The organism is Collinsella sp. An268 (assembly GCF_002159765.1).
In the GTDB taxonomy this organism is placed as follows: Bacteria; Actinomycetota; Coriobacteriia; order Coriobacteriales; family Coriobacteriaceae; genus Coprousia.
In genome coordinates, this window is the sequence record NZ_NFJH01000010.1 from 20746 (window position 1) to 32858 (window position 12113).

Here is a 12113-nt window from a genome sequence, read left to right on the forward strand (position 1 = left end):
GGACAGAACCGGCAGATTGTATGTCACGACGAGAAAGGGAGAGAAACGGCAGATTGTATGTCCGTGCGGGGAGAAAAGGGGCGGAATGTATCTTTCTATACAATGCGCCGCTTTTTTGCACCTCTCTGAACTGGGCTTTTCCCGGCCGAAAGACAGAACATACAATCTGCCTATACAATCTGCCACTTTTCTCCCCGCACCACGGCGGACATACAATCTGCCCGATTCGTCCCCTCACGTCGCGTGGACATACGCTCCGCTTCGCTCGCCCTGCCTGTCCGGTCCGTGAGGCGCGCCGACTTTGCCCCCTCCGAAATCGTCCGCCACCGGGTTATCACACCTATCGGTGACTCCGTCAAATCCGCGTACAATTTGTGTCAGATTCATGACCCAAGTTTTTCTTTTCTCCCCGTTTCTTGTGCTGCAACGCGCCAGATGGCGGCATTATCTAGCCATGAGTATCGTGGTGTCACATAGGACGGCACGCGCCTTCCACCAACTGCCCCTCCCGCTGGGCGACCTGCGCAGATTCCCCCTAGAACCGGCGCCCCTCAAAACCGGCGCACCCTGCGCGTGCTCGATCGCCTACGCCCGCGCGGCCCTGCAGAGGTCCGGCCCTGCAGAGGAAGCGCTCGAAAACCTCGAGGTTATCGTCTCGAAGCCGAGCGAGCGACGCGTCATGCCCGGCATCACCTGCCACCTGCTGGGCGGCGAACTTCCCGCCCGCACACTCCTCGAAATCGAAAAGGGAGTGCTCGTCCCCGACGTACGACTCTGCGCGCTTGGGGCGGCATCGTATCTGTCCCTGCGCGAGCTCATCGAGTACTATTTCGAGCTCTGCGGCACCTACGCCCTCTTCCCCGGAGGAAACGAATCGTATCGTAAGCTCAAGACGGCGCGCACGACCACGGAAGACCTGCGCGCGTTCTTTCTCGCGATGCGCCAACGCAATCACGCCGCAAAAGCCCTGCGCGCGCTGCGCTATGTCCGTGACGGCTCGCGGAGCCCGATGGAGACCGCCACGGTCATGTTGCTCGTCCTGTCCATGCGCGAGGGCGGCTTGGGCATTCGCTCGGTTACCATGAATCACGAGATTCCGGTGACAAAAGCCGCGCGTAAACTCACCCGGCGAAAGACCCTTATTTGCGACGCGTTTATCGCGCGATGCCTGCTCGACATTGAGTACAACGGAATCCTCCACGAGCAGACTGACCAACGCATCATCGACGCGGAGCGCCTAAACGCGCTGCACGCCATGGGATACGAGATGCTGGTAATCGATCGCTCCGCCCTGTTCAGCGTGCTGTCGTTCCGGCGTCTTATGGCGAGCATCGAGCGGCATGCACACATCAAGCAGCGCTATCTGAACGAAGCCTTTCGCATCCGCCAGGAGGAGCTGCGCACCTTCGTCCTCCGCAACTGCCGGAAGCCGGATGACAGCCCCTCCACACCGTAGGCGAACGTCCTCTGGTTAGAGGAGCGTGATGTCGAACGAGCGCTCGTCCACCGCACCGGGCTCGAGCATCGTGATGTTCTCCTTGTGCTCCAGCACATCGTCCTCGGTATCGAGCGTGGTGTGGCCCGTCCAAGGCTCAAGCGCCACAAACGGGGCGCCCGGCGCCGCCCAAACGCCCACAAAGTCGAAGCCGGCAAAATCGATGCGGATGCCATGACCGGACTTTGTGCCCACCAGCGAGAGCGTATCGCCCGGCACATGGTCCAAAATCATGGTGTCGAAGCGGAAGATATCGCGCGTGAGCGGCAAGGTGTCCGAGCCGTCCACGGTGCGGAACGTATCCTGGTACGTGGCAAGGCCGCCCTCGACGAGCTTGGGGCAATCGGCCGTCCACGGCTCGACAAACCGGAACTCGTAATCCTCGTAGGCCTCGCCCGTCCCTTCAACGGGCACGTTAAAGGCAGGATGCCCGCCCACCGAGAACGGCAGCACGACGCTTCCCGTGTTCTCGACGCGGAACGTCTGCGTGAGCGTCGCCGGCCCCGTGATGGCATAGGTCATGTTGAGCTTGAAGTCATAGGGGTACTGTGCGCGCGTCTCATCGTTGCTCACAAGCTCATAGGTCACGCTCGAGCCGTCCTCGGAGACCGAAACGAGCTCGTGCTCGTTGATGCGCGCCACGCCGTGGCGACCCATGTGGCAGGGGCCCTCGGCGGACTCGGCGTAGTCGTTGCGAATGGAACCCACGATGGGGAAGAGCACCGGCGCGTGCTTACCCCAAAACGCGGGATCGGCCTGCCAGAGATACTCGCGGCCATCGAGCGTAAGGCTCTGGAGCTCGGCGCCCAAAGAGCTGACCTTGGCGGTAAGTGCGCCCTTCTGAATGGTGGTGACGCAAGACATGTGAACCCCTTTCACCGGCATGGCGGCCAAGCCGGTCGAGGTGGCATGGCCGAAGGGCCCCTTCGCATCCGTCAGGCCCCGTCTTTTTATCTTAGCCGTTGCCACACGAGGGGAGCACGCCGCATCCGCGAGCGGCAAACGACCCGCCCGGACAGGTCCGGACGGGTCGCAGGTGACAGGGGGCGCGATGGGCGGCCCCCCCATGCACAGATGCGCTACTCGAGCTCAAAGGCGCCCGTGTAGAGCTGGTAGTACGTACCGCGCTTGGCGATCAGCTCGTCATGGCTGCCGCGCTCAATGATGCGACCGTGGTCGAGCACGATGATGGCATCGGAGTTGCGAACCGTCGACAGGCGGTGCGCGATGACAAACGTGGTGCGGCCGTTCATGAGGGCGTCCATACCGCGCTGCACGATGGCCTCGGTGCGCGTGTCGATGGAAGACGTCGCCTCGTCGAGGATCATGACCGGCGGGTCGGCCACCGCGGCGCGGCTGATCGACAGCAGCTGGCGCTGGCCCTGGGAGAGGTTGGAGCCGTTGTCGGTGAGCATCGTCTGGTACCCCTCGGGCAGGCGCTCGATGAAGCCGTGCGCGCCCGCGAGCTTGGCGGCGGCGATGCACTCCTCGTCCGTAGCGTCGAGACGGCCGTAGCGGATGTTGTCCATCACGGTGCCGGTAAAGAGGTTCACGTCCTGCAGCACCATGCCGAGCGAACGGCGAAGGTCATCCTTGCGGATCTTGTTGACGTTGATGCCGTCGTAGCGGATCTTGCCGTCCTGAATGTCGTAGAAGCGGTTGATGAGGTTCGTGATGGTGGTCTTACCAGCACCGGTAGCACCCACGAACGCGATCTTCTGGCCCGGCTTCGCCCAGACCGAGATGTCGTGCAGCACCGTGTGGCCCGGCTTGTAGCCAAAGTCCACGTCGTAGAGGCGCACGTCGCCCTCAAGCGGCACGAGTTCGACGGTGCCGTCGTGATGCGGCCACTTCCACGCCCAACGGCCGGTGCGCTTCGTGGTCTCCACGAGCTCGCCGTTCTGCATCTTGGTGTTGACGAGCGTCACGTAGCCCTCGTCATGCTCGGGCTCCTCGTCGAGCAGCTCGAAGAGACGCTCGGCGCCGGCGAGGCCCATGACCACGGCGTTGATCTGCTGCGAGATCTGACCAATCTGGCCGGCAAACTGCTTGGTCATGTTCAAGAACGGCACCGCCACCGCAATGGTGAGCGGCAGACCCGAGAACGAAAGGTTGGGCACCTGGTAGGCAATAAAGACGCCGCCCATAAGCGCCACGACCACGTAGAGCAGGTTGCCGAGGTTCATGAGGATGGGGCCGAGCGTGTTGGAGTAGAGGTTCGCGGCGCGCGATGCACGGAAGAGCGCCTCGTTGCGGACGTCGAAGTCCTCCTGGGCGGCATCCTCGTGGCAGAAGACCTTCACCACGCGCTGACCGTTCATAATCTCCTCGACGTGGCCCTCGACAACGCCAATCTCCTTCTGCTGCGCAACAAAGTTCTTGGCGGAGCGGCCGCCGAGCGTCTTGGTCATGTAGGCCATAAAGAGCACGCCGGCGATAACCACGAGGAACATCCACACGCTGTAGTAGAGCATCACGCAGGTCACCGAGCAGATGGTGACGATGGTGAGCGTGATGTTGGGCAGCGACTGGCCAATCATCTGGCGAAGCGTGTCGATGTCGTTGGTGTAGTGGCTCATGATGTCGCCACGCTGATGCGTGTCGAAGTAGCTGATCGGCAGGTCCTGCATGTGATCGAAGAGCTTCTCGCGGAACTTCTCGAGCGAGCCCTGCGTGATGATGGCCATCACGCGGGTGTAGCTGAAGTTCAGCACGAGGATGATGGCGTACATGCCAATAAGCGTGAGCGTGAGCGTGGTGATCTGGCCGGACACGCTCGCCCAGTCGCCCGTCTGCCACACAGCGGTCACGATCTCGAGCGCGCGCTGCATAAAGGTCGCAGGCAGCGTGCCCAGGATGCCGGAAATGATGATGAACACCAGCACGAGCGGCAGCATCTTGGGATAGAAGGAGAACAGGGTCTTGATGACGCGGACGAGCGTCTTGAGCCGGACGCCCATGCCCTTCTTCTGGGGCATGGCGCGGCGGCCTGCGACGTTTTGGCGCGTATCGTTCTCATCCACGTAGCGCGGGTCGCGCTTCTGGGGCGCCGGGTAGGAGTTGTCGTTGCCGGAGGCGGCACTCACGCGCTCGACCTCGGCCTCAAAGTCCTTCTCGGTGAACTCGGTCTTACTGCTCATCGGCGACACCTCCTTCCAGGGCGGGCTCAACGTGCGGCGCGGGCTCAGCGGCGGCGCCTGCCTCCGCGTCCTCCTCACCGGTACGGTTCTGCGAGGTGTAGGTCTCGCGGTAGATCTCGCAGTTCTCCATGAGCTCGGCGTGGCTGCCGAGGCCGGCAATGCGACCGTTGTCGAGCACGAGAATGCGGTCGGCGTGCTCAACGGAGCTCGTACGCTGCGCGATGATGATCTTGGTCGTGTCGGGCAGGTAGCTCGCCAGACCCTCGCGGATAAGCGCGTCGGTCTTGGTGTCGACGGCGCTCGTGGAATCGTCGAGGATGAGGACCTTCGGGCGCTTCAGCAGGGCGCGCGCAATGCACAGACGCTGCTTCTGACCACCGGAGACGTTGGTGCCGCCCTGCTCGATGTAGGTGTCGTACTTCTGCGGGAAGCCCTGGATGAACTCGTCCGCCTGAGCGAGCTTGCAGACCTCCACGAGCTCGTCGTAGGAGGCGTTCGGGTCGCCCCAACGCAGGTTCTCCTTGATGGTGCCCGAGAAGAGCACGTTTTTTTGCAGCACCACGGCGACGTTGTTGCGGAGGTACTCGAGGTCGTAGTCGCGCACGTCCACGCCGCCCACTTTGACCGAGCCCTCGGTCACGTCGTACAGGCGGCTGATGAGATTCACGAGCGAGGTCTTAGCCGAACCGGTGCCGCCCATGATGCCGATGGTCTCGCCGGAGCGAATGTGCAGGTCGATGTCGGTCAACGCCGCGTTCTCGGCCTTCTCGGAATACTTGAACGTCACGTGGTCAAAGTCGATGGAGCCATCCGCCATCTCCATCACCGGATTCTCCGGGTTCTTGATGGTGGGCTCGGTCTCGATGACCTCGACGATACGCTCGGCAGACTCCTGCGCCATGGTGATCATGGCAAAGACCATCGACACCATCATGAGGGCCATGAGGATCATGAAGCCGTAGGTGGTGAGTGCCGAGAACTGGCCGACGTTCAGCGCCACGCCCTTGGTGGAAACGATGAGGTAGCTACCGAACTGGATGACCACAGCAAAGACCGTGAACACGGCGAGGTTCATCATCGGCGCGTTGAAGGCGAGGATCTTCTCGGCACGGGTGAAGTCGCGGCAGACGTCCTGAGCGGCGCGGCCGAACTTCTCCTTCTCGTACTCCTGGCGCACGTAGCTCTTGACGTCGCGCATGCCGGTGACGTTCTCCTCGATGGACTCGTTCAGCGCGTCGTACTTATGGAAGACCGCGCGGAAGATCGGGTGCACGGTGCGCACGACCTTGAAGAGGCCAAAGCCCAGAAGCGGCACGACGATCACATACACGATGGCCATGGGGCCGCCCATGATGAAGCCCATGATGATGCCGGCGAGCAGCAGCATCGGGCAGCGGATGGCGGTGCGGATAACCATCATGTAGGCGAGCTGGACGTTCGTGATGTCCGTCGTGAGGCGAGTCACGAGCGAGGAGCTCGAGAACTGATCGATGTTGGCGAAGCTGAAGCGCTGCACGGCGGCAAAGACGTCGTGGCGCAGGTTCTTGGCAAAGCCGCAGCTGGCCTCGGAGCAGGTGATGCCCGCGCCGATACCAAAGGCGAGCGAGGCGAGCGCCATGGCGATCAAAATGCCCGCGTAGGGCAGCATATCGGCCACCGTCGCGCCCGCCTGAATGGCGTTGATGAGCTGGGCGGTCACGAACGGGATCGCCACCTCCATGACGACCTCGCCCGACACGATGAGCGGCGTGGCGATAGCCGCCTTCTTATACTCACGGATGCTTGCCATGAGAGTTTTAAGCATCTAGTTCCTCCCATCTGGTACGAATGCGGCGGAGCATACCGAGCAACTCGAGCTTCTCGGCATCGGTCAGGCAGGTGAACGCCTCGCTCCTAAAGCGCGTACGGCTCTCCTGCTCTAAGCGCGCCTGCTCCACCCCCGCCTCGGTCAGGCGGATGGTAAGCTGCCGGCGATCCTCCGGATTGCGCTCGCGCTCGATGAGGCCGGCGACCTCCATCTTGTTGAGCACCTCCGAAAGCGAGCCCGGCTTGAGCTCAAAGCAGGCCCCAAGCTCCTGCTGAGACATCTGACCGCCGCGTTTGGCGATGAGGCAGATGATGGGCGCCCGCCCGGACATGCCCCCGCCGTGGAAATGCAGGTAGTGCCCGCAGAAGCCGAGCCCGTGGAGCAACGCCTTGGCGAGTTCGTCGTCGCTGAGCTCCGCATCGGGATGAGTCGGGGCAGCAAGATCTTCCGGCTCTACCGGCACCCTCTCCGCATCCCCGGCCGACGGCATCCCCGAGGTTTTCTCCTCATCCATTCGTAGCCCTCCCCCCTTCTTCGTTCTTACCTTCCTTTGAAACAAAAGCAGTCTACTCCCCTTGCCCACAATCATCAAGGTACCAAATGATTAGGTTGCAGGATTGTATGGGTTCTTAACAATTGATGGGTCACCTAACGGCACATCGACCGTATACCAGTGAAGGCCCCCGGCACCTTGCATCCCCACTCTTTATAATGGTGCGAACACCGACCGACAGGAGCGCCCATGATCGAGCACCGCACGCCCCAGACCACCGTAGACGTTGGCCAGGGCAAGCCCATCCCTGTCCTTGTGCCCGAGTCCGAGCAGTTTGCCCGCCGCCTCATCAAGGTCGCGCGGCTGCGGCGCAAGTGGGCGGCGCGCGAGGGCGTCACCTGCTACCGCGTCTACGACGCCGACCTGCCCGACTACGCCGCCGCCATCGATCTCTTTGAGGGCGCACCCGAGACCCCGGGGCGCTGGCTCGTCATCGCCGAGTACGCGGCGCCCAAGACCATAGACCCCGAGCTCGCCCACGCGCGCATGACCGACATCCTCGCCATCGCGCCCCGCGTGCTCGGCGTCGCGCCCGACCATGTGCACGCCCGCGAGCGCCTGCGCGCCCGCGGCGGCTCGCAATACGCGCTCGCCGGCGCCCCCGATGCGCGCCACGGCGGCACAGGCGGCCCGGCGCCCGCCGCGCGGCGCGGCGCGGCACATCCCGCAGACGGCGCCGCCGCCGTACACCCCCTCATCCGCGAGGGAGGCCTCACGTTTGAGGTGAACTTCGACGATTACCTCGACACCGGCATCTTCCTCGACCATCGCGTGACCCGCGGCCTCGTGCGCGAGCATGCGCGCGGGCGGCGCTGGTTTCTGAACCTCTTTGCCTATACGGGCACCGCCACCTGCTACGCTGCCGATGCCGGCGTAGAGGAGACCGTCACCGTCGACCTCTCCAACACCTACCTCGACTGGGCCGAGCGCAACATGGTGCGCAACGGCTTCGACGGTCCCGAGCATCACATGGTGCGCGCGGACGTCATGACCTGGATCCGGCAGATGCGGCGAAACCCCAGCAACCGTTGGGACCTCATTTTCTGCGACCCGCCCACGTTCTCCAACTCCTCGCGCATGAACCGCGCGAGCTTTGACGTGCAACGCGACCATGTGGAGCTCGTAAGCGGCGTTGCGGCGCTCCTCACCCCCGAGGGCGAGGCCATCTTCTCGTGCAACCTGCGCTCGTTTAAGCCCGATGTGGCCGAGCTTAGCCGTCGCGGCATCGAGCTCGTGGACATCACCGAGAAGACCATTCCCGAGGACTTCGCGCGCAACCGCCGCATCCATCACTGCTACCTCGTACGTCAGGCGCGCAACCGCAGGTAGAGGACCTAGCCTATACCCTTGGCAATAGCTATAATGCCATGCAATAGGCCGAGCATGCCCACCGGGGGCGTCTCGGCCCTTGTCTGCTGCATACGAGTGTTCACCTCGGTCACCGCAGATAACCGTCCCGTATGTTGAGGAGTGGTATGAGTAAGCAATCGAAGGGCGGGCTGACATCGCCTGCGCCCGAGAAGGGCGGCGCCGGGGCGCATCCGGCGATTCCTGTGAGCATCGGCGCCATGCTCGTTACGCTGGGCGTCGTCTACGGCGACATCGGCACCTCGCCGATGTACGTCACCAAGGCGCTGGTCGCCGGCAACGGCGGCATCATGAGCGTCAACCAAGAGTTCGTGCTCGGCGCGCTGTCGCTCGTCATCTGGACGGTGACGCTGCTCACCACCGTCAAGTACGTGCTCATCTCGCTCAAGGCGGACAACCACGGCGAGGGCGGCATCTTCGCCCTCTACTCCATCGTGCGTCGCTTTGGCAAGTGGCTCATCATCCCCGCCATGCTCGGCGGCTCGGCGCTTCTGGCCGACGGCATCCTCACTCCCGCCGTCACGGTGACGACGGCCATCGAGGGTCTGCGCACCATTCCCGAGGTCTACCAGATCATCGGCGATAACCAGATGAACGTCGTCGCCATCACGCTCGCCATCATCTGCCTGCTCTTTGTGGTGCAGCGCGCCGGTACGAGCAAAATCGGCCGCGCCTTTGGCCCCGTGATGACGCTCTGGTTTGTCTTCTTGGGCGCCATGGGTCTTTTGCACGTGTTCGACAACCCCGTTGTGTTTTTGGCCATCAACCCGCTCTACGGCATCCAATTTCTGCTCTCGCCCAACAACCATGCGGGCTTTATGATCCTGGGCAGCTGCTTTCTTGCCACCACCGGCGCCGAGGCGCTCTACTCCGACATGGGCCACGTCGGTCGCGGCAACATCTACGCCACCTGGCCCTTCGTTAAGATTTGCCTTCTGTTCTCCTACCTCGGCCAGGGTGCATGGCTGCTCTCCAACGCGGGCAACGCCGAGCTGCTCGCCATCGAGGACCTGAACCCGTTCTTCCAGATGCTCGACCCGGGCATCCGCCCGTTTGCGGTGCTGCTCTCCACCGCCGCGGCCATCATTGCCTCGCAGGCGCTCATCACCGGCGCCTTCAGCCTGGTCTCCGAGGCGATCCGCCTCGACCTCATGCCGCACATGCAGACGTTCTACCCTGCCGAGACCAAGGGCCAGCTCTACATCCCTATGGTCAACTACGTGCTGTGGATCGGCTGCATCATCGTGGTGCTGCTCTTCCAGAGCTCGGCCCACATGGAGGCGGCATACGGCCTCGCCATCACCATCACGATGCTCTGCACGACCCTGCTGCTGTTCTTCTACCTGCACAGGCTGCGCAAACTCAAGCTGTTCCCGTGGGTCTTCGTGGCATTCTTCGCGCTGCTCGAGGGCTCGTTCCTCGTCTCGTCGCTCACCAAGTTCTTCCACGGCGGCTACTTCACGCTGCTCATGGCCGCCCTCATCATGGCCGTCATGCTCTGCTGGTACGCCGGCACCGCCGTCGAGCGCCGTCAGGCGACGCTGCTCCCCATCAAGAACTACCTCGGCCAGCTCGACCGCCTGCGTCACGACACCACGTACGACCTCGTGAGCGACAACCTCGTCTACCTCACCAACGGCACCAACACCGATTTTCTCGACCGCGACATCCTCTACTCCATCCTGGACAAGCACCCCAAGCGCGCCAAAGCTTGGTGGTTCCTCAACATCCAGACGATGGACGAGCCTCACACCTTCGCGTACTCGGTGGAGAACTTTGGCACCGACTACGTGTACCGCGTCCACCTCTACCTTGGCTACAAGGTCCCGCAGCGCGTGAACGCCTACCTCCGCCAAGTGGTGCAGGACCTCTCCGCCACGGGCGAGCTGCCCGCGCAGGTGCATGAATACTCGGTCTACAAGAAGCCGGGCCCCGTGGGATCGTTCATGTTCTTCATGCTGCGCAAGACCCTCTCGCCCGAGAGCGACGTCGACCATCACGAGCGCACGGCCATCGCGCTCAAGTACGCAATCCGCCGCTGGGCGGGCTCGCCGGCGCGCTGGTACGGCCTCGAGAACTCGAGCGTGTCCATCGAGTACGTGCCAATGTTCACCAAGTTTAAAGAGGTCGCCCGCATGAAGCGTATCGGGCCGAACGACCGCCCGTAACCTCGCGCGCATCTGATCGCCCGCGCCCCTCTCGGAACGCCGAGAGGGGCGTTTTTCGTGCTCGATGCCGAACATTCGCTGTACGGCCCCCAAGGATTCGTCACCGCGGGGAGCGGATGCCGTGCCCTGCGCCCGCGCGGCCCTCCGCGGCCCTGCGGTCCCCCGCGCCCGCACGGTCGCCCGCGGCTCAGCGGCCCGACCGTACATTCGCGCGCACATTGCCGCGCGTTTTGCCCGGGCCCCGGTACATTTCCCGCGGCAAAGAACCCGTCAATGTGCGCGGTAATGTACGGTCGACAAAACCGCAGGTAGCGGGCCGTACATTTACCCTCGCAATGTACTCCCGGGTCCGTTTTCTCCTCTGCAGCGCATTTCCGGGTGCATTGCGCGCGATATTGCACCAGCGTCCCGGCAAAAGGCCTCGCAATGTACGCGGCGATGTACGGCGGCGCGGGGCGTCGGACCGCGGGAACATGCCGGGCGGTGCCATCCTGCGAGAAACCGCCCGGCGGCTGCCCGTTTCTCGTCGGGCGGCACCGCTCGGCGCCCCCACTCACCGCCGCGAGACACCACCCGCCGCACGTACGCCAGAGGCACGGCCCCTGCGCCACAGGTCGTGCGCCCCTACACTCGCAGCGACCCCTCGCCCGTCCAATTGGCGCACCAGCGTGCGAGCGAGCGATCCATCTCCGCCATAAAGGCACTCATATGCTTGCGGTGATAGATATCTTGCACACGCGCGCCCGGCTCCGTCGCATGCGGGCGATAGAGGGCATCCATTTCGGCCACCTGCGCCGCGCGCGTGGCTGCGTCCGCACGCCGATAGCGCTCGGACATCACCAGGTTCTCAACCGCATGCGGTGTTACCGGCCGCTCCTTAGCGGGCGTGCCGATAACGAGCATCGACAGGGGCAGCGTATAGGGCGGCAGATCGAGCAGCTCGGCCACGTCCTCGGCGTTTTCGACCACGTCGCCGATATAACAGCTGCCAAGCCCCACCGCCTCGGCGGCGATGACCGCGGTCTGCGCCGCGGCGACGGCGTCCTGCGCCGCAATCGCGAGCTCGCCGCGCCCGGGAGGCCGTATACCCCGAGGCTCATCGGCTGCGAGCTCCAGCGCGGCAAACAGGTCCATCCACTTGGCGTAGTCCACCACGAACACGAGCGCCCACGGCGCCTTGGCAATAAACGGCTGATCGTCGCAAAGCACCGCGAGGCGCTCGAGCGTCGTCCGCTCTTGGATGTCGATAATCGAGTACAGCATCATGGCCCCGGCGCTCGGCGCACGCGACGCCGCGTGCAGCACCGCCGCGCGCTGCTCCTCGGTGGGCGGACGCATCGGGTCAAACGCGCGCGTGGACGAGCGGCGCGCGATGCACGCGAGCGTCTCGTTGTCGTTATAGCAGGCGGGCATCTCCCGATACCTACTCTCTGGCTCCATAGCGGCCTCCTCCTTGCACCGTGCCTGCGCGCCGCAACCGGCACCGTGGCCTGCCGCGCGCCCCGCTCTCGCCATCTTACCGCGCCGCACCGCCGGAGCCGGCGGCTTATGCACACCTTATGCGATATAGCTTTTCGGCGGA

Annotated in this window: 8 protein-coding genes; 3 read left to right on the top strand and 5 right to left on the bottom strand. The window is 63.7% G+C overall.

Annotated features, from left to right (window positions below):
• The first annotated feature begins 454 nt into the window (after nucleotides 1-454).
• Entirely contained in the window at nucleotides 455-1456 is a 1002-nt protein-coding gene (locus B5F70_RS08300; protein ID WP_143753948.1) for a hypothetical protein, read from the top strand.
• Nucleotides 1457-1471: 15 nt separating this feature from the next.
• Here the strand turns inward: B5F70_RS08300 and B5F70_RS08305 are convergent, their stop codons facing one another.
• The 4 genes from B5F70_RS08305 to B5F70_RS08320 form a co-directional block, all read right to left on the bottom strand.
• Nucleotides 1472-2359, bottom strand: a complete 888-nt coding sequence (locus B5F70_RS08305) for an aldose 1-epimerase family protein (RefSeq protein ID WP_087205111.1) — start codon at nucleotides 2357-2359, stop codon at nucleotides 1472-1474.
• 215 nt (nucleotides 2360-2574) lie between these two features.
• Nucleotides 2575-4473 (bottom strand): ABC transporter ATP-binding protein, encoded by a 1899-nt coding sequence (locus B5F70_RS08310; RefSeq protein WP_087205173.1) that lies wholly within the window; start codon nucleotides 4471-4473, stop codon nucleotides 2575-2577.
• A gap of 151 nt (nucleotides 4474-4624) precedes the next feature.
• Nucleotides 4625-6439, bottom strand: a complete 1815-nt coding sequence (locus tag B5F70_RS08315) for an ABC transporter ATP-binding protein (protein ID WP_087205112.1) — start codon at nucleotides 6437-6439, stop codon at nucleotides 4625-4627.
• Nucleotides 6432-6956 (bottom strand): MarR family transcriptional regulator, encoded by a 525-nt coding sequence (locus B5F70_RS08320; RefSeq protein ID WP_087205113.1) that lies wholly within the window; start codon nucleotides 6954-6956, stop codon nucleotides 6432-6434. Before B5F70_RS08320 ends, B5F70_RS08315 begins: the two co-directional genes overlap by 8 nt.
• Before the next feature lie 228 nt (nucleotides 6957-7184).
• On the opposite strand from B5F70_RS08320, the gene B5F70_RS08325 reads away from it, so the two are divergent.
• On the top strand, nucleotides 7185-8324 hold the full coding sequence (locus tag B5F70_RS08325) for a class I SAM-dependent methyltransferase (RefSeq protein WP_087205114.1): 1140 nt from the start codon (nucleotides 7185-7187) through the stop codon (nucleotides 8322-8324).
• A 239-nt stretch (nucleotides 8325-8563) separates the two neighbouring features.
• The gene (locus B5F70_RS08330) at nucleotides 8564-10531 is read left to right on the top strand and encodes a KUP/HAK/KT family potassium transporter (protein ID WP_241145958.1); all 1968 of its coding nucleotides are present in this window, start codon (nucleotides 8564-8566) and stop codon (nucleotides 10529-10531) included.
• Between the two features lie 624 nt (nucleotides 10532-11155).
• On the opposite strand, the gene B5F70_RS08335 is transcribed toward B5F70_RS08330, so the two are convergent.
• A complete protein-coding gene (locus B5F70_RS08335; protein WP_241145952.1) occupies nucleotides 11156-11971 on the bottom strand; it encodes a nitroreductase family protein in 816 nt (271 codons plus the stop codon).
• Nucleotides 11972-12113: the final 142 nt, after the last annotated feature.